Origin of the sequence: Sphingobacterium sp. UDSM-2020, from assembly GCF_016132525.1 — a bacterium.
Lineage (GTDB): Bacteria > Bacteroidota > Bacteroidia > Sphingobacteriales > Sphingobacteriaceae > Sphingobacterium > Sphingobacterium anhuiense.
The window spans coordinates 5,235,029-5,257,998 of record NZ_CP066166.1 but is presented as its reverse complement, the minus strand read 5'-3'; the positions used below and the strand labels follow the sequence as shown (position 1 = coordinate 5,257,998).

The 22,970-nt window shown below is 37.7% G+C and carries 20 protein-coding genes; 6 read left to right on the top strand and 14 right to left on the bottom strand.

The genetic code is table 11. From position 1 onward, the window contains the following. Complete coding sequence (locus tag JAZ75_RS22170) at positions 1-960, bottom strand: helix-turn-helix transcriptional regulator (RefSeq protein ID WP_021189896.1); 960 nt, start codon at positions 958-960, stop codon at positions 1-3. Positions 961-1,235: 275 nt separating this feature from the next. Between JAZ75_RS22170 and JAZ75_RS22165 the strand changes: the two genes are divergently transcribed. Together JAZ75_RS22165 and JAZ75_RS22160 are read left to right on the top strand one after the other, a co-directional pair. Beyond that, positions 1,236-2,282, top strand: a complete 1,047-nt coding sequence (locus tag JAZ75_RS22165) for a ferredoxin--NADP reductase (protein WP_208698606.1) — start codon at positions 1,236-1,238, stop codon at positions 2,280-2,282. Between the two features lie 513 nt (positions 2,283-2,795). Beyond that, positions 2,796-4,715 carry an acetoacetate--CoA ligase gene (locus tag JAZ75_RS22160; protein WP_208698604.1) on the top strand — a complete coding sequence of 640 codons (1,920 nt, stop codon included), beginning with the start codon at positions 2,796-2,798 and terminating at the stop codon, positions 4,713-4,715. 105 nt (positions 4,716-4,820) lie between these two features. Here the strand turns inward: JAZ75_RS22160 and JAZ75_RS22155 are convergent, their stop codons facing one another. After that, the gene (locus JAZ75_RS22155) at positions 4,821-6,428 is read right to left on the bottom strand and encodes an acyl-CoA carboxylase subunit beta (RefSeq protein ID WP_208698602.1); all 1,608 of its coding nucleotides are present in this window, start codon (positions 6,426-6,428) and stop codon (positions 4,821-4,823) included. Positions 6,429-6,579: 151 nt separating this feature from the next. Here JAZ75_RS22155 and JAZ75_RS22150 point away from each other — a divergent pair, with 151 nt between their 5' ends. The 3 genes from JAZ75_RS22150 to JAZ75_RS22140 are packed head-to-tail and all read left to right on the top strand — an operon-like array spanning position 6,580 to position 9,361. Continuing rightward, complete coding sequence (locus JAZ75_RS22150; RefSeq protein WP_021189893.1) at positions 6,580-7,725, top strand: acyl-CoA dehydrogenase family protein; 1,146 nt, start codon at positions 6,580-6,582, stop codon at positions 7,723-7,725. After that, positions 7,718-8,563, top strand: a complete 846-nt coding sequence (locus tag JAZ75_RS22145) for a hydroxymethylglutaryl-CoA lyase (RefSeq protein WP_208698600.1) — start codon at positions 7,718-7,720, stop codon at positions 8,561-8,563. The genes JAZ75_RS22150 and JAZ75_RS22145 overlap by 8 nt, the downstream gene beginning before the upstream one ends. Positions 8,564-8,575: 12 nt before the next feature. Continuing rightward, complete coding sequence (locus JAZ75_RS22140) at positions 8,576-9,361, top strand: enoyl-CoA hydratase/isomerase family protein (protein ID WP_168126959.1); 786 nt, start codon at positions 8,576-8,578, stop codon at positions 9,359-9,361. A 6-nt stretch (positions 9,362-9,367) separates the two neighbouring features. Here JAZ75_RS22140 and JAZ75_RS22135 read toward each other — a convergent pair whose 3' ends face one another. The 8 genes from JAZ75_RS22135 to JAZ75_RS22100 all read right to left on the bottom strand — a co-directional run bounded on the left by JAZ75_RS22135 (position 9,368) and on the right by JAZ75_RS22100 (position 17,450). Beyond that, the gene (locus tag JAZ75_RS22135; RefSeq protein ID WP_132773033.1) at positions 9,368-9,835 is read right to left on the bottom strand and encodes a hypothetical protein; all 468 of its coding nucleotides are present in this window, start codon (positions 9,833-9,835) and stop codon (positions 9,368-9,370) included. 7 nt (positions 9,836-9,842) lie between these two features. After that, positions 9,843-11,702, bottom strand: coding sequence for a CocE/NonD family hydrolase (locus JAZ75_RS22130; RefSeq protein ID WP_208698598.1), 1,860 nt, complete (start codon positions 11,700-11,702; stop codon positions 9,843-9,845). 141 nt (positions 11,703-11,843) lie between these two features. Then, a complete protein-coding gene (locus tag JAZ75_RS22125; protein WP_208698596.1) occupies positions 11,844-13,148 on the bottom strand; it encodes a DEAD/DEAH box helicase in 1,305 nt (434 codons plus the stop codon). A 76-nt stretch (positions 13,149-13,224) separates the two neighbouring features. After that, positions 13,225-14,232: an aspartate--ammonia ligase gene (gene asnA, locus JAZ75_RS22120; protein ID WP_021189142.1), complete on the bottom strand. Its 1,008-nt coding sequence runs from the start codon at positions 14,230-14,232 to the stop codon at positions 13,225-13,227. Positions 14,233-14,516: 284 nt separating this feature from the next. Continuing rightward, the gene (locus tag JAZ75_RS22115) at positions 14,517-14,843 is read right to left on the bottom strand and encodes a HesB/IscA family protein (RefSeq protein ID WP_021189141.1); all 327 of its coding nucleotides are present in this window, start codon (positions 14,841-14,843) and stop codon (positions 14,517-14,519) included. 90 nt (positions 14,844-14,933) lie between these two features. Beyond that, positions 14,934-16,118 (bottom strand): cysteine desulfurase family protein, encoded by a 1,185-nt coding sequence (locus JAZ75_RS22110; RefSeq protein ID WP_208698594.1) that lies wholly within the window; start codon positions 16,116-16,118, stop codon positions 14,934-14,936. Positions 16,119-16,143: 25 nt separating this feature from the next. After that, positions 16,144-16,578 carry a DUF983 domain-containing protein gene (locus JAZ75_RS22105; protein WP_208698592.1) on the bottom strand — a complete coding sequence of 145 codons (435 nt, stop codon included), beginning with the start codon at positions 16,576-16,578 and terminating at the stop codon, positions 16,144-16,146. Between the two features lie 2 nt (positions 16,579-16,580). After that, positions 16,581-17,450, bottom strand: coding sequence for a helix-turn-helix domain-containing protein (locus tag JAZ75_RS22100; RefSeq protein WP_208698590.1), 870 nt, complete (start codon positions 17,448-17,450; stop codon positions 16,581-16,583). 136 nt (positions 17,451-17,586) lie between these two features. Between JAZ75_RS22100 and JAZ75_RS22095 the strand changes: the two genes are divergently transcribed. Then, entirely contained in the window at positions 17,587-18,438 is an 852-nt protein-coding gene (locus JAZ75_RS22095; RefSeq protein WP_208698587.1) for a mechanosensitive ion channel family protein, read from the top strand. A 123-nt stretch (positions 18,439-18,561) separates the two neighbouring features. Here the strand turns inward: JAZ75_RS22095 and JAZ75_RS22090 are convergent, their stop codons facing one another. From JAZ75_RS22090 to JAZ75_RS22075, 4 genes are all read right to left on the bottom strand, one after another. Continuing rightward, entirely contained in the window at positions 18,562-19,545 is a 984-nt protein-coding gene (locus tag JAZ75_RS22090; protein WP_208698585.1) for a 2-hydroxyacid dehydrogenase, read from the bottom strand. Between the two features lie 179 nt (positions 19,546-19,724). Beyond that, positions 19,725-21,155 (bottom strand): serine hydrolase domain-containing protein, encoded by a 1,431-nt coding sequence (locus JAZ75_RS22085; protein WP_208698583.1) that lies wholly within the window; start codon positions 21,153-21,155, stop codon positions 19,725-19,727. A gap of 36 nt (positions 21,156-21,191) precedes the next feature. Beyond that, positions 21,192-21,932: a LytR/AlgR family response regulator transcription factor gene (locus JAZ75_RS22080; RefSeq protein ID WP_132842306.1), complete on the bottom strand. Its 741-nt coding sequence runs from the start codon at positions 21,930-21,932 to the stop codon at positions 21,192-21,194. Then, positions 21,925-22,968 (bottom strand): sensor histidine kinase, encoded by a 1,044-nt coding sequence (locus JAZ75_RS22075; RefSeq protein WP_021189131.1) that lies wholly within the window; start codon positions 22,966-22,968, stop codon positions 21,925-21,927. The genes JAZ75_RS22080 and JAZ75_RS22075 overlap by 8 nt, the downstream gene beginning before the upstream one ends. Positions 22,969-22,970: the final 2 nt, after the last annotated feature.

Sequence of the window (22,970 nt, the reverse complement as noted above, 5' to 3'; positions counted from 1 at the left end):
TTAACGGCTTATTTCTGAAGGGAGTAAGCCGTAATATTTTTTAAATGCATGTGTAAAGCTAGCCTGATGTTTAAAACCTACGATCGTACTCACCTCATACATGTTTTTGTTTTCATTTAAAATCAGACGTTTTGCCTCCTCCATTCGGATACGTGTGATGTAGTTGTAAATGGTAGTACCAAAATGTTGTTTAAAGCCATTACGAAGTTTAAACTCATTTAATAGTACTAATTTCGATAATTGTTTGTGTGTTGGCGGATTGACAAAATTATTGCGAAGAATCCGCTGTGCCTCTTCCAGTTTTTGAACATCTTCGATCTTTAAAAGATCCGTAAGTTTATCGCTGATGAAACTGAACTGTTCAAACTGAAGCATGATGAGTTCGAGAATGCGCGCATTGACAAATATCTGCTTCAATTCATTTTTATTTGTCGTGGTACGAATACTATCAATGATCCCCTTCATTTCTGTGGTAACAAAAAGATCTTCTTCGACAATGGAGATCACTTTCTTTTCCTTCATCTTCTCTTTGAATTCCAAATGAAGTGGCGTATGTATGCTGATCATATTCTGATAGAGTTCAGGTGTCATGATGACCATAAAATACAGGAAGTCCTGATTGCTCTGAATCGGATGCTCTTCGTAAAGAGAAGGAATGTAACGTATGTTATGTTTACTGAACGTAAATCCATGCGCAGATTCTGATTTACTGAGGATAAATTGGCTCACGACAGCTTCGCCTTCTATCTCCGAGATAATATCTACGGGAGCTGAAACACGCATATCCGCGCAGAGCACAAACAATCCTCTGCTTAGGATCTGATAGGTACTGATATTTATCGGGCTTTTATTGATTGCAATATGCTTTTCGGATAAAATGGTATTGATCGAGCTGATCTCAGGAAGCTCTTCCCAAAATAGCCATTCATTATGTTGTTTTATCTTTGCTTTTATAATCATACCTTATTACAAATATACATTATTTGTAATAGATCTAAATTAATTTATTGAAATGAGACCTTTAAATGACGAGCAATTATTCCATTTTAAAAAACAGGTTGATTGAAATGCAAACAGATGTTTATGAATACAGTAATAATTTTTTATTGTAAAGTTTGTTAGATGTGCATGAATTATTTTTTACTTATTTCCGCGCTAGTAAGATTATATTTTTAACCTATAGCCTATTGCAATTAATGATTTGATAAAACTCGATGTGAATACTATCTTTGGTTATGCACAAGCTCAGAATTACGAACATCATTCCGCGTGAAAATCACAATGTAACCATTAATTTCGAACCAGTATCAGGGGAGTTTCCAACTTATAAAGCTGGTCAATTTTTGACTTTATCTTTTGAATTTGCTAATCGGGAGTTGAGGAGATCGTATTCTTTTAGTAGTTCACCAGATGTCGATGAACCCTTAAGTATTACGGTTAAGCGGGTTGAGAACGGTGAGATTTCCCGTTTTTTACATCATAAAGTTCAGGAGGGAGATATTGTGGATGCATTAGATCCACAAGGTCTGTTTATTTATGAACCTATTGAAGATAGCGAACGTACCGTATTTTTATTCGCCGCAGGTATTGGTATCACTCCTTTATTCTCCATCTTGAAGACTGCGTTGGTTCGGGAAAATAAGTCGAAGATTGTGCTGGCTTATAGCAATAGCTCTCCAGAGGTAACTCCTTTTAAAGAAGAATTACAGCAATGGGCAAAAAAATATCCGGATCGTCTTCAGATCATTTGGATTTATTCAAATAGTAAAAATCTGATGACAGCACGATTGAATAGAGATTATATCCTTTCCATTTTGAAAAATCATTTGCCAACTGCACATCAGGATGTTCTGTTTTACACCTGTGGTCCAGTGATCTATATGGACTTGTGTCGTTTCACTTTGTTGGGGATGGGGTTTGATGAATCTCAAATCAAACGGGAGACCTTTTTGCTTCCTGAAAATGAAGAAGACGATGATGATGAAACGGAAAAAGAAGTGGATAAAACAACGTACTCCATTCGCTTGAACTTTCAAGGTCAAAGCTATCATCTGGATATTCCTTATAATAAATCTATTCTAGATGTGGGTTTGGAAAACAAGATTAAGCTTCCATATTCCTGCAAGTCGGGTATGTGCAGTACATGTATATCAAATTGCTCCCATGGAAAAGTGCGTATGAGTTATAACGAAGTGCTGACAGATCGGGAGGTGGAAAATGGCCGGATACTGCTGTGTACTGGACATCCTGTTGAAGACGACACGGTCATCGATGTGTATTAATCTAAACTCTTTCCCCATTCTGGGCTTATCTAAAAAAGCAGCATTTTAATTTCATTTGTTCGGGTATCCATTGGTTGTGGTTCGAAAATGGTTTGGACCTGCTAGGAGACTGGTTCGGGTCATGTTCGGTAGTTGTTTGGCATTTGTTTGCCTTTTTGTCGAAGCACAGTCGAATAGGAGTCGAGGCGCAGTCGAGCCAGTACCGAACATGTATCCTAGTAAATACCTATCAATGCAGAGCCGTTGTCGAATAGAGTATGGACTTTCATGGACTTGTACGGACTTTAAAAGAGTTCTCTTCACGAATTTAACGGGGTATAAAAGCTGATGTCTATGTTTGAATCTTTTAGATTTATTGATGTTTCTCGTAATGGCTACAACCCTGATTAGCATTTTTATTAGATTAAATACCTGATTATAGCAATACATCTATTGTTTACAAATCAATTTCTTGAGCTGATTTATTTTACATTATTTTCGTTAGATTTGATTCAAACCAAATGAATCAGAATAATGAGTAATTTACTTTGGAAGCCTTCTGTTGCTTATCAACAGGAATCTTCTTTATACAAGTTTAAGCAATTTGTAGAACAGAAACGACAATTTAAGATGGATTCTTATCCTATACTTTGGGATTGGTCAGTTTCAAATCTGGAGGAATTCTGGGAAGATATCGCCGCGTTTTTTGACGTAATTTTTCATACTCCTCACCAAGAAATTTTTCAAGCTTCTCCACAAGGATTTATTGGTTCTAAATGGTTTGAAGGTGCCACTTTAAATTATGCGGAACATATTTTCCGAAAATCTACTGCAGAACGGCCGGCTATTTTGTTCCAGGAAGAGAATAAGCCCCTTCAGAGCATTTCTTGGGACGGACTGGAAGGAATGGTTAGTTCATTGCAGCGGTTCTTGATAGGGCAGGGTATAGAGCAGGGAGATCGTGTTGTGGGTGTGTTGAGAAACAGTCCGGCTTCTATCGCTCTTTTTTTAGCGACAAACAGTATTGGCGCTATCTGGTCATGCTGTTCGCCAGATTTTGGAGCTTCAAGTATCGTAGAACGATTTTCTCAGGTCACACCTAAGCTTTTGTTCGCAGATGCTGCATACAGCTATAACGGCAAATTATTTGATCTTAAAGCTTCAATGATTGATCTATCTTCAAATCTGGAAAGTCTGGTACACGATGTCGTTTTTGTGGATGAACAGGTCTGGAAAGATGCGGTATCACAAGAGACAGGAGTGCCGTTGCGTTTTACAGCGGTACCTTTTGACCATCCAATTTGGATTTTATACTCTTCTGGTACGACAGGTAAGCCTAAGGCAATTACGCACAGCTGTGGTGGTATTTTATTGGAGCATTTAAAAGCATTGGCTTTACACCAGAATGTGCAAGAGGGGGAGCGATTTATCTGGTATGCAACCACCGGGTGGATGATGTGGAACTATGCGCTTTCTTCCTTATTACTGGGGGCTACCCTTTGTATTTATGAGGGTTCATTGGCCTATCCTGAAAAGTTATCTTTTTGGAATTTTATTGGACAGCACGAGATTGACCATGTGGGGGCTGGCGCCGCCTATTATATCGCCAATCAGCATATTGAATTGACGCAACCTCGTTTTCAACCCAAAACGATTGGTTCAACAGGCTCTCCATTGCCTCCGCAGACCTTTTCCTGGTTACAAAAGCAATTTCCCCAAGCGCAGATTGTTTCACTGAGTGGCGGTACAGATGTCTGTAGCGCATTTTTATCCGGAAATCCTTTATTACCTGTCTATGCCGGTGAAATACAGTGTTTAACCTTAGGGTCAAAGATTGAAGCCTATAATGAAAGTGGAGAATCAGTGAAAAATGAAGTAGGTGAACTGGTTATAACGCTCCCTATGCCATCAATGCCCATATATTTTTGGAATGATCTTCATAATGAAAAGTATCAGGAGAGCTATTTTGAAAAATACCCAGGAGTGTGGTGTCATGGCGACTGGATCAAATTTACGGAACATCAGGGTATTATCGTTTACGGTCGTTCTGATGCTACTTTGAATCGGGGTGGGGTACGTATCGGGACTGCTGAAATTTATAACATATTAAATACTTTTCCGGAAGTTGCCGATAGTTTAATTATTTGTCTTGATCATGCGGACGGGACGTCTACCATGCCCCTGTATGTGCAGATGGAGGACGGAGTCTCTTTGACCGATGAGCTGAAAGCGGCCATCAAATTAAAGCTAAGAAAAAGCTATAGTCCACGTCATGTACCCGATACTATTGTAGCAGTACCAATCATTCCTTACACGCTTAGTGGTAAGAAACTGGAGATTCCTGTGAAAAAAATTATGATGGGAACTCCGTTAGAGAAGGTAGTCAGCGTCGCTGTATTAAGAGATCCTAATTCTCTTGATTTTTGGGTTAAATTACTATTAGATAGTAAGTAGTTATTATTAATGTAAATAATTACTGTATGTAAATAAATAATGCCCCGGTCAAAAATCGGGGCATTATTTATGCTATTTTACTTTTGCAAAATGTGATGTAGGGGATCAGGTTTGGATCACACCGACATTGTAACGTTCTGTAATTGGGTTATGATTTGCAGCTTCTATACCAAGGCTAATAACAGTTCTTGTCTCATCGGGTCTGATTACGCCATCGACCCAGATGCGGGCAGCAGCATAGTAAGGGCTTAGCTGTTCCAAGTAACGTTTCTTGATATCATCTAGCAGTGTGTTCTTTTCTTCTTCAGATATATCTATGCCTTTCGCTTTTAAAGCAGATTCTTGAATCTGTAAGAGGGTGTTGCCGGCGGCAGCACCGCTCATAACAGCCATCTGCGCCGTAGGCCAAGCATATATGAGTCTAGGATCGTATGCCTTACCGCACATCGCATAATTTCCAGCTCCGTAACTGTTGCCGATGATAAAGGTAAACTTGGGCACAACTGAATTTGCCATCGCATTGACCATCTTAGCTCCATCTTTGATGATTCCGCCCTGTTCGGAGCGACTACCGACCATGAAACCTGTTACATCTTGTAGAAATACCAGTGGAATTAATTGTTGATTACAGTTCATGATAAAGCGTGCAGCCTTATCTGCAGAATCACTGTATATTACGCCACCCATCTGCATTTCAACAGCACCAGCTGGTTTCTTTGCTTTAACAATTTCACGTTGGTTTGCAACGATTCCTACTGCCCATCCGTCAATACGGGCAAGACCACAGACAATCGTTTTGCCATAATCCTGTTTATATTCTTCAAAAGTACCTTCGTCAACTAAAGCTTCTAAAAGCTTGTGCATGGAATACGGTTTTGTGCGATCTAAAGGCAATATTTCTGCGATTTCGGAGCTTTGACGTATAGGCGCCTTGGCTTCTTTACGATTAAATCCTGCTTTTGGATGCGCACCAAGTTTATCCATAACACCTTTTATAGCATCAAGACAGCTTGCTTCATCTGGAAATTTATTGTCTGTAACGCCAGAAATAACAGAATGTGTGCTTGCGCCTCCTAATGTTTCGGCATCAACAGTCTCACCGATAGCAGATTTGACCAGATAGGGGCCAGCTAAAAATACAGAGCCGGTTCCTTCAACGATAAATGCGTAGTCGGACATGATCGGTAAATAGGCACCTCCCGCAACACAACTGCCCATTATAGCGGCTATTTGTGGTATACCCATAGAGGACATTTTAGCATTATTTCTAAAAATGCGTCCAAAATGCTCTTTATCAGGGAATATTTGATCCTGCATCGGTAAAAAGACACCTGCAGAATCGACAAGGTATATGATGGGAATTTTGTTCTCCATAGCAATTTCTTGCGCACGTAGATTTTTTTTGCAGCTAATGGGGAACCAGGCACCAGCCTTTACAGTTGCATCATTAGAGACAATGACGCATAATTCGTCTTTAACATACCCTAAAACACAGACAACACCTGCATTTGGACAACCGCCTTCTTCAGGGTACATATTGTCTCCGGCAAACTGGGCAATTTCAATATAAGCTTTGTGATCATCAAGGAGGTATTCGACACGCTCCCATGCAGTGAGCTTTCCTTTGGCTTTTAATTTTTTGATTTTATCTTCGCCACCTCCCAAGCGAAGTGCTGCTCTTTTTAGTTCTAACTCTACAATTAGTTCATTCATGTTATAATTGGATTTTAAGCATGTCAAATTCAGAATTTGATAATATGAGATAAATTTAACATTATATTTTGAGTTTCTCTAAAAAAAGATGTTATAATTTTGTTATTATTGTAAATAACAGAATTCCAATTATAAATTAAAGATTACATTTATGTTTATTGAAAATGAACAACAAATGATGATGATTCGCCAAAGTGCTAGAGACTTTGCTGAAACTCATATTCGTCCCTACATCATGGAGTGGGATGAAGCACAAACATTTCCTGCACCTTTATTTAAGAAGCTCGGCGAGCATGGCTTTATGGGCATTATTGTCCCGGAAGCTTATGGTGGATCTGGCTTTGGATACCAGGAGTATATAACCGTTTTGGACGAGATTTCCAAAGTTTGTGGTTCCATAGGACTTTCGGTAGCGGCACATAATTCATTGTGTACAAATCATATATTGAGTTTCGCAAATGAAAGTCAGAAGCAGAAATATCTACCAAAATTGGCAACAGGGGAATGGTTGGGAGCTTGGGGTTTAACAGAAACGGGTTCGGGGTCTGATGCTGGAGGATTAGCGACTGTTGCAGTTCGCGACGGTGATTATTTTGTGCTGAATGGTTCTAAAAACTTCATCACACATGCCATAAGCTCGGACGTAGCTGTTGTACTTGCCCGTACCGGTGAGAAAGGTGACAAAAAGGGTGTTACTGCTTTTATTGTCGAGAAGGGGACGGAAGGTTTTTCTGCAGGTAAAAAGGAAAATAAATTAGGGATGCGTGCTTCAGAGACCGCATGTTTGTTTTTCGATAATTGTCGTATTCATCAGGATCAGATGGTCGGTGAAGAGGGGCAGGGTTTTGTTCAGGCATTGAAACTATTGGATGGTGGCCGTATTTCTATCGCTGCTTTATCATTGGGTATTGCTCGTGGTGCTTATGAATGTGCGTTAAAGTATGCAAACGAAAGAGAACAGTTCAATCAGAAGATTTTTGAATTTCAGGCGGTTGGATTTAAGCTTGCAGAGATGGCTACAGAAATTCAGGCAGCAGAGCTGCTGACCCGTCAAGCGGGATATATGAAAGATCGTGGTGAACGCATTTCTAAAATAGGAGCAATGGCAAAGCTATACGCTTCAGAAACGGCAGTTTCGGTTTCTAATGAATCTGTTCAGATTTTTGGAGGATATGGCTTTACAAAAGATTATCCTGCTGAAAAGTTCTTTAGAGACGCAAAATTATGTACAATCGGGGAAGGTACGTCCAGTATACAGAAGATGGTTATTTCTCGGGAAATTCAAAAAGATGCCTAAAAAAGAAGATATAATTTTGGTAGAATGTCCCAGGGATGCCATTCAAGGGATATCGCATGTGATTCCAACGGAAAAAAAAGTTAAGTATTTGAACATGTTGCTTGAAAGCGAATTGTTTGACTGGCTTGACTGTGGATCGTTTGTTTCTCCAAAAGCTGTTCCGCAATTGGCGGATACTGAAGAAGTGCTTCGTCAGCTGGATACGTCCGGTAAAACGAAGCTGCTGGGGATCATTGCTAATGAACAAGGTGCTCTACGTGCTGTGAAATCGGATAATCTCACTTATTTGGGCTATCCTTTTTCCATCTCTGAGGTTTTTCAGCAACGAAATACAAATGCTTCTATCGTTGATTCATTTGAACGTCTCAAAGGTATTGTGGAAATTGCACATCAACACAAAAAAGAAATGGTGGTGTATATATCCATGGCTTTTGGAAATCCATTTGGTGATTTTTGGAGTAATGAGCTCGTGCTTGATTGGATGGCCAAGATCGCTGCCTTAGGGGTGGTGGAATTTTCTTTGGCAGACACAACTTCTGAGGCAACATTGCCACAGATAACACAACTTTTTGAACAGGCATTACAACGGTTTCCAACCTTAAATATCGGTGCACATTTTCATTCTCCTAAGTCAAGTAGTCTAGATAAAATCAATGCCGCTTACCTTGCTGGATGTCGAAAATTTGATGGTGCTATTTTAGGATACGGAGGCTGTCCGTTTGCCGAAGATGAGTTGGTAGGGAATATTCCAACGGAAGATTTGATATATTATTTTGAGCGAAAAGGGCAGGATAAAATATTGACCTTTGGTGGTGAATTTATTAATTTAATAGCATAAAGTCAGAAGTTTATGAGTGGTCATTTGAATTATAAGTTTATTAAGGTGAAACAGGCCGATCATGTTTTTTATTTGACCTTGGCCCGTCCTGAAAAACGAAATGCTTTTACACCGTTGATGATCGATGAGATCTATCATGCCATACAAATCGCAGATTCAGATCCGGATGTTAGGGTGCTTATTCTCGACGCGGAAGGTCCTGTATTTTGTGCTGGTATGGATTTGAAAGCTTTTGAAAATCCAGATGTTTCCGAGCTGGCAAAGACGGTTCCACATGTTGATTTGTCTTTGGGAGAAGTCATATCACAATTGAATAAACCTTCGATCGCAGTGCTCGAAGGAAATGTGATTGCGGGAGGTTTTTTAATGATTCTGGAATGCACCTATGTTATTGCGAAGTCGACAGTTCAGTTCTCTTTACCAGAGGTGCAGTTAGGATTGTTTCCTTTTCAGGTTTTGGCGGGTCTGCTGAAGCATTTGCCCCATAACAAAGCAATGGATCTATGCATTCGTCCAGAGGTGATTTCAGCTCAAGAAATGAAAAATATGGGTTTAGTTTTTGAACTGATGGATCAGAAACCCGATATGTTGCCAGATTTGATCAATAAGCTGACGTCTATTGCGCCATTAGCGGTTAAGATGGGCTTTGAGTCAGCGAAACAATTAGAAGGGCTTAGAAAGGCTGATCAGTATGCTTTTCTTCTTGAGCAGTTGCAAAGGCTGAGAACAAGCCATGATTTTAAAGAAGGAATGGCCGCGCGTATGGAAAAAAGACCTCCAAATTGGAAAGGAGAGTAATTGTTATTAAAACATTCTGAAGCTAGGTCTACTCGTTAAAGGTGAAAATTCCCACGGGATAGAGGTGAAGATAATGCATATAGCCCAAGCAGTGTAGATAAATATCGTTTTGAATTTAGCTACACTGCTTTGTTTTTTACGGGCCTTTATATATCCAATGGTAAACACTAAAATGCCAATAGTCATCATGGTGATGTGTTCCATTCCAAAAAAACGTACCTGACGCAGTTTGATGGCTTCATTAAAATTTTTGATAAAATAATGTACGATCGGACTTTCAAAATAGAGTGTTAATCCTACTATAAACTGTATGTAAAGTAAGATTAACGTTACTATCTGTAGTATATAATCATACGGTTTCATGTGATACTTTTTTTTCCAGCCCATATAGGCACGTACTAATAATGCGATAAGACAAACGACGATCATCCATCTGCTAGCCGAATGTAGGGCAAGAAAGAAATGGTAAAGCATGCTTTTTCTATTTTAAGATCGAAAATTCAATATATGACGAATTGTTGTGATCATGAAAAATACGATGTGTTGCTTTCCTGTAGTCACTCGCTTTGGCTTCATAACCTTCAAAAAACTGCTGTGGATTACGTTCTGCAATTGGAAACCAGGTATTTTGTACCTGAATCATGATGCGGTGTCCTTTTTTGAACGTATGCGCTACATCAGGCATGCTGTAGTTAACCGCAGTAACAAAATCCGGTTGCATAGGTTCTGCCTTCTCAAATCCATTCCGATATTTTCCAGCCATAATTTCACCGCGAACCAGCATTTGGTAGCCATCCATTACTTTATTGTTGGAGGATGGGATGTTTGCAGGGTAGACATCAATAAGTTTTACGACATAATCTGCGTCTGTTCCAGAGGTTGATACTTTTAGGAAGTTTTTAATGGGGCCAACTATTGTGATATCTTCGTTTAAAGGTTCTGTTTGATAAACCATAACATCGGGTCTAGATGAGGCGAAACGCTGGTCGTCGATCATGTACTCACGTGTCCTGCTCTCCATAACACCACCTTGATAAGGTACAGGTTTGTTAGGATCACTAACATATTCATCCCAAGAATCTGTACGTCCTACTTTTTCAAACCCTAGTTTGCCTTGAGGTTGTAGGTACAGTTTTTTGTCCTCTACATCTTTTGGAGGCCATTTATCAAATGATTTCCATTGGTTGCTTCCTGTTACAAAGATATTCGCTTCTGACCCCTTAAAATCACCCTTCCCTTTCAGATAATAATTGAAAAAGGGTAGTTCAAATTTTTCCTGATAAGTCACACTTGTTTTCTGGTCAAATTGAATATCACCAAAAGAGCTACCGTCACCACGTACCCAGCCTCCGTGAAACCAGGGGCCAGCCACAAGAATCGAATTATTCTTTGGGTTTTGTTTTTCGATTGCTTTGTAAGTTTCAAATGTTCCGTAGGCATCTTCGGCATCAAAAAAGCCTCCAACTACCATAACGGCTGGTTTAACATCGGTTAAGTGTGGTAATATCTCTCTATCTTTCCAAAACTGATCATAATGTGGGTGGTCAAAGACATCATTCCAAAATTTGATAGAATCGGCAAAGTAGTTGTCTTTCAGGTCTTTCGCTGTCCCGGCATTCATGTAGAACTGATAAACATCTTTTGAAGGATATTGAAAAGTCTTGGGTGCCTGATCTGGCGTAATGGGTTTAGGTCTAGGAATACCGAAGCTGGACATGAATTTAAATGCATCTCCTGTGAAAAGTACGCCATTATGATGAAAGTCATCGCCCAGGTACCAGTTTGTTACGGGAGCTTGAGGTGATACTGCTTTTAATGATGGATGTGTTTTCGTAAGACTTACTGTGGAGTAAAATCCTGGATAAGAAATGCCGTACATGCCTGCTTTACCATTGTAGTTCTTTAGGTTTTTGCTGAGCCATTCTAGTAAGTCATAGGTATCCGTACTTTCATCAATATCTTTTTTTCCTTTTTTTAAGTTTGTCGGTCTTATATCTTCAAAGGTTCCTTCGCTCATCCATTTGCCACGTACATCTTGGTAAACAAAGATGTAACCTTCTAAAGTCATTGCCGGGAAATTCCCTAATGTCTCTTTGTATTTATCTTCACCATAAGGGCCTACGGTATAAGGGGTGCGGTTTAATAAAACAGGATATTGCTGACTTTTGTCTTTTGGTGTGTAGATGGTGGTAAATAATTTGACCCCATCACGCATCGGAACTGAAATTTCCTTTTTATCATAATTCTTTTTAACATAGTCTGTTTCGAGGATTGACTGAGCCTTTACTTGAAATGAAAAGGTTGTTGCAAGCACTGAAAAAGCTAAAAATACTTTGTTCATGGTATTAGATTAATTTTACGATAGGACAAGATAAGAAAAATGAATAAAGACTGGATTAAAAAAAAGCCAGATTAAATATCATGATTTAATTTGGCCTTTTTTAATAACAGTTATCTGTTTTTGGGAGAGGATAGGAATAGCCTAGCTTCTCAATATTCTAATCTTTTTGCCTTTAATCTTACCGAGGTTAGAATGTTTAAGTATGGTGCTAACTAAAGAGCGTTTGACAGCAACGAAAGATTCCCTGTCTTTAACTTCAATAATACCGACATCGCTTTTTTCTATTCCCTCGAGGTTAAGTAAGAAGCCAACGAGATCAATTTTGTTGACTTTATCTTTTTTACCTGCAGAAAAGTATAGGGTAGCGAAATCAGAGTTTTCAGGTAGCTTATATTCACCATCGATTTCTTCGATTTCGATATCATCCGCCACATATGGATAATCTTCGTCAGGTTTTAAGATGATAAAGACTTTTCCTTTTGCTTGCATACGTGCAGTTCTACCATTTCTATGTGTGAAATCATCTTCACGGTAAGGTAACTGATAATGGATAATGGCATCGATTTCAGGGATATCAAGTCCTCGGGCAGCAAGGTCGGTCGTAATCAAGATATGATTGCTATTGTTTCTAAATTTCAATAGTGCCAGCTCGCGATCACTTTGTTCCAGTCCGCCGTGGAATACATCATGTATGATATCACGGTTTTGTAGCAATTCGCTGATGTGGTCAACAGCATCACGATGATTACAAAAGATAAGTACTTTTTGATTACCTATTTTGCATAGCAATTGAAATAGCGCTTCTAATTTTTTATGGATTGGAGCAACAATCTTTTTTATCGTTAACGCTGGTGCACTTTGTATGTGACTTAGAAAATTAACCTCCGTTGCAGCAGAAATGCCTGTGAAATCAGGTATTTCTTTCATTGCGGTAGCCGACGTTAAGATGCGTGTTTTTAAGTTAGTTAAGTAGTCAATTATAAAAGACATCTGATCCTGAAAACCTAATTCCAATGATTTATCAAATTCATCCAAAACCAGCGTCTTGATTTGTGTCGGATCAAAGTGGTTTCCTTCAAGATGATAAACAATACGACCTGGTGTACCAATGAGGATAGCAGGAGGATTCTTTAAATTGTTTCTTTCAGTCTTGGTATCATGACCGCCATAGCAACAGGTGATTTTAAAACCGGTAGCAACTCTTTTTAATACGGATTCAATCTGCAAAGCCAATTCGCGGGTGGGTACAAGGATCAAAGATTGGACGTCAGCTACATCTTTGTTTAATGTTTTCATCAAAGCAAGTGCAAAAGCTAATGTTTTACCTGAACCGGTTGGTGAAAGTAAGATGAGATTTTCTTTTTCTTTGAATTTATCCATGACCTCATTCTGCATGTCATTCAGCGAAGAGATATGGAGTTTTTGTAATATGGCGTCTATTTGCATGTTGCAAAAGTACACAAAGTATTACATAAAAAAAGGTCTGCCGTAAGCAGACCTTTTTTTATGTTTATGGATTCAATTATAATAAATGAATTCCTTTATCTTGTAGTGATTGTTTTTCCTGTTCATCCCATATACTGACCTGAACTTCACCAATATGTGCTTTTTTAAGCATAAACATGCATACACGTGATTGTCCGATTCCACCACCGATGGCTTCTGGCAACTCATCATTTAACAACATTTTGTGGAATGATAATGCTGCACGTTCAGCATTATTTCTAATTTTAAGCTGTCGCTCTAACGCAGTTTTGTCTACACGTACGCCCATAGAAGATAGTTCAAATGCAGTGTTTAAAATAGGATTCCAAACTAAGATATCCCCATTTAATCCATTTGTTCCACTTCCATTTTCAGTACTCCAGTCATCGTAATCTGCTGCACGTCCATCATGAGCTTCGCCATTCGATAAAATTCCACCTATACCATAGATAAATACAGCGCCATGCTCTTTTGCAATGGCATTTTCACGCTCTTTAGGTGTGAATGTTGGATATTTTTGCAACAATTCTTCTGAAGAAATAAAGGTAATCTCTTCAGGTAAAACAGATTTAATATCTGGGTATTGACGTTCTACTTGCTTTTCAGTGAAACGTAAAGCATCATATATTTTTAGAACGGTATCTTGTAGAAAAGAAAATGTTCTCTGTTCTGCGGAGATTGTTTTTTCCCAATCCCATTGATCTACATAGATAGAGTGAATCGGCGTATAGTCCTCATCAGGACGTAATGCGCGCATATCTGTCAATATGCCCTCTCCAACCTCAAGTTCAAGCTCTTTTAATCTTAAGCGCTTCCATTTTGCTAGTGAGTGAACAACAACAGCCTTACGTTCTTGTAGCGCTTTGATAGGGAAGGCTACTGGTCTTTCGATGCCATTTAAATCATCATTTATACCTGTACCATCAAGTACAACCAAAGGTGATGAGATAGGAATCAATCCTAAATTATTTCTAAGTTGTTGTGCAAAAGTATCCTTTACAAAACTAATAGCAACTTCAGTTTTTAATAACTTTCTTTTATCCATGAAATGTATATATATCAAAAAATAGCCTCTTAGTTATCTATTTTTTATTTGTATCTGTTAAGAATCTGTATAGAGTAATACTCAAAACAAATTCTGATTCCCTCAATTTTCCTCAAAAATAGCAATATTTCAGACATAACAAGGTATTGTTGGTAAATTTATTTCCAGATTGATATATTTTTGATGTGATGGCAAGAAATTGCCTGAATTGATGAGATCTTAAAAAATAAGGAGGTCGACATTTTGATATGGCGACCTCCAATATTTTTTATATGTTAGTTTTTTTAAACGGAGAAACTTTCACCGCAAGCACAAGTTCTTGTGGCATTTGGATTATGGAATTCAAATCCTTTACCATCTAATCCATCAGAATAGTCAAGCTCTGTTCCAGCTAGATATAAGAATGACTTGATATCTAAACATACTTTAACACCTTTATCTTCACAAAACTGATCACCTTTTTTTTCTTCGTTATCGAAATGCAGTTTATAGCTTAGGCCTGAACATCCTCCGCTTTCAACAGCAACACGCACAAAATAACTGCTGTCATATTTTTCAGTACTCATTATCTCTTCAATTCGAGATTTTGCTTTGTCTGTAACGGTTACCATATCGCTGAATAATTATATTAATATTGAATAGTACAAATTACGCTAACTTCTTTTTTATTTCCAATACAAATCTGACCCTAAATGTAATAATTAAGTAATAAGACCGGCTTGGAAGAGTTGCCAGATAGGAGAGTTTTGTCTAATTTTTGTCACGGCTTCTGTAATGAGCCTAGTGGTGGTGTCTACTTCTTCTTTTGTTGTCAATCTGCTTATACTGAATCGTACTGTTGCTAACGCATCTTCTTTTGAAACCCCCATTGCAAGTAGTACGTGAGACGGGTCTCTGGTACCACTAACACATGCAGAACCGGATGATAATGCTAATTGTGGACAATTGGTCATGAGCTCGCTCGCAAGTAAATGCTTGAAACAGATCGACGTGGTGTTAGGTAAACGTGAAGCAGTCTTTGCATGAATATAAGTTGCAGGGATTTTACTTAATACATTTTCTAAATATTCCCTCAATTGAATCGTATGCTCAAAATCTCTTTCATGATGCTGTATGTGGGTTATTGCTGATCCGAGACCAACAATATTGGGGACATTGTATGTACCTGCCCGAAAACCATTTTCTTGCCCTCCTCCTGTAATCAGTGCACTGATTTGGATGGGTTTGGACTTGCGACGGATGAATAATGCGCCGATGCCTTTTGGTCCATGGAGTTTGTGAGCACTTAAACATAGTATGTCAATGGGGAGCTGAGCAAGGTTAAGTGGGATTTTGCCAATGTATTGTGTAGCATCACAAAAATATAAACAGTCTTTATCTTTGCATAACGCCGCAATTTCCTGAATAGGGTGGATATAACCGGTTTCATTATTTGCGGCCATTATACAGACTAATATGGTCTGTGCCGTAATATGCTCTTCTAGAACACTTAAATCTATTTTTCCAGTGTGATCAACATCAAGATAGGTAACTAAAGCTCCCTCTTTTTCTAATTGTAGCAGGGTTTCTAAAACAGCTTTGTGCTCTGTTTTGACTGTAATGATGTGATTGCCTTTGGATTTATAATTTTTATAAATTCCTTTTAGTACTGTGTTAATGGATTCGGTTGCACCTGAATTGAAAAAGATCTCTTTAGGTTGACAGTTAAGAGATCGGGCAACCTGTAGACGGGCTTTTTCTATTGCTCCGTTGGCTTCACGCCCCATGCTATGATATACACTGGATGCATTTGCATAATTATGGATGAAATAGGGTACCATGGTATCCCATACTTCATCCATGATTTTAGTTGTTGCATTATTGTCGAGATAAATTAACTCCTTCATTGTATAAAGGTAAATATTATCTTGTTTATAAAGTCCTTGATGTGGGGTCGATTTCTTTTTGTTTGATATTCGGATTGTAATTCAATCCTGGACTCAACCAGTACATCAGTACCACTCTGGAATAACGGTAATTGAAAGGGCTCAATACAAAAACGGTTACAAGTGCCACAATGGAGTAAAGCCAAAAAGAACTGTCATTTCCCGTTAGTATATAAGTTGCTACACAGGCTGTTATCATCTCAGCAACGGTGAATGCATAACTCACAAACATTGACACGTAGAAATAACCGGGTTCACGTTCGTAGCGTAAACCACAATAATCACAATGTGTGTTCATTTTTTGTGTTTTAAAGCCATAAGTATTCCCTGTGAATATTTTTCCTTTACGACAGCGTGGACATAGTGCCTTGCTGGCTGCTTTAAATTCTGATAATTCGTAAGTAGTTTCCTTCTCTTTCATATCTAACTGTTGTTTTTTCTGAATTCATCGGGTGTTAATCCAGTAGCTTTTTTAAAAAATTTAGTAAAATAAGAGTTGTCATTAAAATTCAACTCGATAGCGATCTCATTAATATTGAGATTTTTATTGACTAATAATCGCTTTGCTTCAAGTAATACGCGTTCTCGTATTATTTCTCCTGCTGCACTTCCGATATAGGATTTACAGATGGCATTTAAATGATTGGGAGTAATAAATAACTGTTCCGCATATGCTTTAGGTAATCTAATCTCTTTAAAATTCTTTTCCACTAAACGCTGATAATTGTGGAATATGGTATAATTATAGGGATTACTCGTCTTTTCTGTTTTTGTACCATGCCAAGATTCAATCCAGAGCAATAGCTGAAGTAAGCTCACCCGTATTAAATCGCTAGCAGTCGGATTTTTACTTGTCTGGTAAAATGCCTCAAATATTTTTACAGCGTCTTGTCTATTCGACTCGGGAATTGTAAATACAATCTGATCATTCTGACCGCTTAAAAACGAGAAACGGTTTAAATAATCCGTTCGTAATAAGAAAGATTGAAAATATTCCGGATCAAAGTTTACAACAAAACCTTCTTCATCACCGTTGAAATTCCAAGTGTGAACTTGCCCCGGGGCCATAAAGTAGATTTGATATGCTTCTATTTCGTGTTTCTCAAAATCGATCAGGTGATTGCCGGAACCTTTTGTAAAGAGCACAAAATGGTAGAAATTGTGTTTATGCGGAAATACCATATTGTGATGCATCGCGATGTAATCTGCAAGATGATCGACAAATAAGAGGCTGCTCGAATCGTTATTGATGGAGCAGTTATCTAATACGGGTATGGTACTTTTCTTTATCACATTACAAATTTACTTCAAAAATCACATTTGTAACAGATTTAATTATCGATTTTATGGTGTTTTTCAATGATTGATAATTTTATTGCCAATTCGTGACTCAATTGTTATATTTATGAGAAACAAAAACAGATAACAAATGAATAGATTAGAAAGCAGTCTGGATACGTTACTAGAAGTTGTACTTTTAAAGACACCAAGTATTATTACAGGGATTATTATATTAATCGTTGGAAACTATATTGTCAAGTTTTTACTTGGCCTGATCAGTAGGAGATTTGAAAAGCGTAATGTAGACTTATCAATACGAGGATTTGCGATGAGTATCTTGCGTGTTGTATTTTACGCCCTATTATTCCTAACAGTCGCGAGTACCATGGGAATTGAAACAACTTCCTTTATTGCCGCCTTATCAGCTTTTGGTCTGGCAGCAGGTTTAGCATTGCAGGGCAGTTTAAGTAATTTTGCCGGCGGGGTATTGATTCTTTTATTTAGACCTTTCGAAGTTGGAGACTATGTAAGCAGCAGTAACGGTACATCGGGCACTGTGGAAAGGATTGATATTTTATATACGACGTTAATTGCTGGAGATGGCGTTCGTGTATTTAGTCCAAATGGTCCCTTAGCAAATTCTGTTATTCAAAATTTTACCAAAATTACCAATCGCCGTTTTGAGTATACGGTCGGTATTTCATATGATGCCAATATTAAGGAAGCGCGTGAAATTATTATGGACGTACTCCATAATGATTCACGTATTCTGAAAACTCCTTCTGTTGAGGTTTTTGTGAAAGGGTTGGGAGATAGTTCCGTTAATCTGACCATTCGTGCATGGACAAAAAAGGAAGATTTTTGGCCAGCGAACAATGAAAATCAAGAAGCTATTAAAAATGCTTTGGATAAACATAATATCAGCATTCCTTATCCACAGACTGAGATGCGTATTATTTCGGATCTAAAGGGAGGACAGGACCGCATTATGAAATCTTAATCGAGTGATCGGATCAAAATAAAGTACCGATAAGCTAATATAGCTTGTTGGTACTTTTTTAGTTTTGAAGGATCTTTCTTTGCATACCGCGGTAAAATCAGTTTATTGATTTTATTGATGAATTTATATATTATTTTCATAAATCTCTTTGTTTATAATTTGAGGCATTTTGATGTGCTTATTAGCGGCAATCAAATTATGAGCTGCCATTAACGCCATATTATCCCTGGCTTCTGTTGTAGCAGATCCGATATGGGGCAATACAGCCACGTTGGGTAAGCTAAGCAGTGGATTGTCAAATGCCATAGGCTCAGGGTTAGTGACATCTAGACCAGCTCCCCACAGTTCTCCGCTTGTTAATGCCGTGTACAAATCTTCTTCTTGATGTAATCCCCCACGTGCTGTATTGATGAATATAGCTGTGTTTTTCATTCTTTTGAAGGCTTCTTTATTAAATTTCCCTTTCGTCTCTGCTGTAAGATTCGCATGAACCGATAGCACATCACTTCGGGTTAATAATTCATCATAATTTACGTAAGTAGCATCCAAAAGTCGTTTTGCATTACTGTTTGGATGTCTATTGTAATAAATGATATCCATATTATAAGCCACTTTGGCTTTCCTTGCTAGTTCAAAACCAATACGGCCTAATCCAAAAATTCCTAAAGTTTTTCCATCAAGCTCCACTCCGAGGTGTTCCGTTAATTCAAAATCTTTCCATTCGTTATTCATGATTTTTCGGTTCATGAAAAACGCTTTTCGCGACACTGCGAGCATTAATAGAAAAGCGATATCAGCAGTTGCGTTGGATAATACATCAGGTGTATTGCTTACAGGAATACCATGTTTGGTTGCGGCTTCAAGGTCAACACTGTCATATCCGGCACTCATCAATGCTATTCCCTTAAGATGACTACATTGTTCGAAAAATTTTTCATCTAGCAGATTATGTCCGGCGGCAAATAAATAATCTACCTGTTTACAGGCATTAATTAAATCTGATTGAAGTATATTCCCGGGTTCTGTGCGATAAGAGATATCAAAACCAGCTTGTTGTAAACTATCAATCGCTTTTTGAGGAATTGTTCTGCAGATAAAAACTTTCATACGCTTAAAATCAATTTTCTATTACCAAACTTAGCTAAATTTGTTTTATTTATGATGTAATTATATATGTAAAACAAATCGATATCTCATTGGTTCATCATTATTTTATGGAGACGATTAAAAAAATAGGGGACATATTGCATAATATGTCCCCTAACTATTTGAATGGCTGCTTTATCTTATTTTTGAGAAAGTAGAAAATGGAAAATCGATAATCCAGTTGTCTCGATAGATTCGGCAGCATTGGAAAGTAAAACTACTGCTGTTTTTTTATCTGGTGCAATAGCTATGAATGAACTGCTTCCACCTGTACCTCCTGTGTGGTAACAGTAAGTAATATCATCCAATAAATCCATGTGCCAAGCCAGACCAATGTCTGTGCTAGGAGGAAGGAAATATGTGAACTGACGTGTCAGTGCCATAGCATTCTCCAATTGCGTTTCCGGCATTTTGAACTGTGTCTGCGCAAAGGTCATTAAATCGGTAACAGTCGATTTTAAACCTCCAGCCGCACTAAAAATTTGAAAATCCCATGCTTTCGTTTCTTCTCCTTTTATATTATAGACTTTTGGCAGATATTGTGTTTTAGGATTTAGAACATCAGTAGTCGATGTTAAGCCTAAAGGTTTTGCGATAATTTCCTGAATTTCCGTGTTGTAACTTTTTTTATGGAGTGATGTTAATATATCTCCTAATAATGCATACCCAAGATTACTATATTCATATTTTTCTCCGCTTTCATTTTCGGCTTTGAAAGTTGCCAGATATTGGTGTAAATATTTCCTATCATAATTTTTGTACGGGTTGTTGGGGTCAAAACCTTTTGTTTTCTCAAGATTATCTGGTAATCGGGGCAAACCGGAAGTATGATTTGCTAAGGTTTTAAACGTTATCTTTTGTAAGCTAGGATTTATTTTTAATGAATCAGGTAAAAAATCAACGATATGCTGTTCTAAACTTAATGTTCCACTTTGAACGAAATCCGCTAATAATGTAGCCGTGAAGATTTTTGACAGTGAACCTATTTCATAAAGGGTACTAATTGTGGGTAGAATTTTATTTCCTTTTTCAGTCTCACCATAAAAGTAGGTGTTTAACTGACCATTTTTTATGATACCAATTGCTAAAGATTGTGTATTCCCCTTTTTGGTATAAATATTGGCCGCAGAATCAATGAAAAAATCAACTTTATTTTCGACAACGGTATTTGTTAATACGGCTGTCTGTTTCTCTGCAACAGGTTTTGTAACGGGTTGAAAACCTAAAGTGTGGTAATGCAACGTGCTATCCACACCGAAAGGAACCTGAAAGGATTTATCGGTGAAATCTACACGATATTGACTTACTCCATTACTGAAGTTTATTTTTTCAGCATGTTTGATCCTACCTAACGGATAGATCTCATTTTCCAGTAAGTTTTTTAAAGAAGAATATGGTACTGCTCTCTTAAAATTTTCATTCGCCAGTTTATAAATGTAATCTGTCTGTTGTGAATTGATAAAAAATTCTATTTTATTATAGAACGTGTGATTAATTTGTTCTTGATTAGAATTTTGAGCAACAGCAGTCAATGAGCTACTGAGTAAAAGTGCAGCAATAAAATTTTTCATAATGATTATACTGCTACAAATTTACATAAACTTTATTTATATGCCAATCATTTGTTTTAATCTGGCATATCCAGATTTACTGATGTTAAGCTTTTCACCGGTTATTAAAATAGCGACAAAGCTATCTTTTTCCCAAGGTTCAATGCGTGCCAGCTGATCGATCTTGATGATATAAGAACGGTGTATTCTAACGAATGTCTGTTCATCGAGATGCTTTTCAAAGAAAGCCATTGTTTTATTTTTCAGATAGAGACCATCTGCTGTATGAATTTTCACATAATCATCATAAGCTTCCAGATATTTAATCTGTGGAACGGGTATTATTTTAATCTGTGTTCCTGTTTTTACAACGATGCGGTCTAGTTTTGATTCCTCTTGATGAATGACAGCTTCATAATTAGGTGCCGGTTCTGCATTTGGTTTTGAAAAACTTAATTTAAACTTCTCGAATGCTTGCTTAAATCTGTTCGGTGAAATTGGTTTCATCAGATAGTCAATCGCATTTTTTTCAAAAGCTTTGAGTGCATAGTCATCAAATGCTGTTGTAAAGATTACTGCGGGTGGGTTTTCGACTAATTCCAACATTTCGAAGCCTGTTAATTTAGGCATTTGAACATCTAGAAAGAGTAGGTCTGGTTGGTGTTGCTGTATTGCTTTTACTCCTTCAAATCCATCTCCACACTCTGCAACAATAGAAACTAACGGATCTTTGCTCAGGTACTCTACTAAGATAGAACGCGCTAGAGGTTCATCATCTATAAGGATAACTTTAATCATATTGCGGGATTTTGATACTGCTTGTAAATATATTTTGTTCGGTTTGTGTCGTTAGTAGGTCATTTCTTCCAAAAAGAAGAAATAAGCGCCTTTGGATACTGGTAAGCCCAAAGCCTGTTCCTTTAGATTGCACGGATTCACCTGGCTCAAAGGGATTTTCTATTGAAACATGTAATGTTTTATTATCTAAGAAACATTTAATGCTGATGGTTACATTTTCTGTTACATTGTATAGGCCATGTTTAATAGCGTTTTCAACTAGCGGTTGCAAAATCATCGCCGGTATTTTGGTCGATAAAACATCTTGGTCATGATCAATGTGGATATTAAGCCGGTGACCGAATCTTACTTTTTCAATATCTAAGTATAGTTCGAGATGGTTTAATTCCTCTTGAAGTACGATCAACTGGTTATTTTCCTTTCGGAGTGTACCCCTTAAAAAATCGGACAATTGAAAGGTCATATTGCGGGCCTGATCTGGCTTACTACCTATTAAAGCAATAATGGAATTGAGACTGTTAAAGAGGAAATGAGGCTGTAATTGCTGTCTTAGGTTGTACAGTTCTGCTTCACGCAGTTGATTCTCCGAATCTTGCTTTCTTTTGATGTTAGAAATATATTCTTCCTGTATATTCCATACAATAATGAAAATAGCTACTGATGTTAAGATTAAAAAATTAACAATATAGCGATAAGGAATAATGAGGTCATAGATTTTTAAATGCTCCTTCGGAAGATAATATTGAACGACCAGTCGGCTTCCAAGAATGCTTATGCCGCTCATAATGAAGCCTATAATAAGCACCTTCCAGATTTGGTTAGGTTTAGGTATATAGTAATTGAGCGTGGTGGAAATTGCATAGCAACAGAGCATCATCATTAAACTGTTGATGATGGAGTCCTTTATTGTTATTTCGCTTGGAAACCCGGACCTATACATTAAAGCATATTGCATGACAAAGTAGCCAAGCAATATGCTTAAACAAATGATTAAAATCAGTTTATTTTTATTCTGCAATAAAAGTTTATCCTTCATGT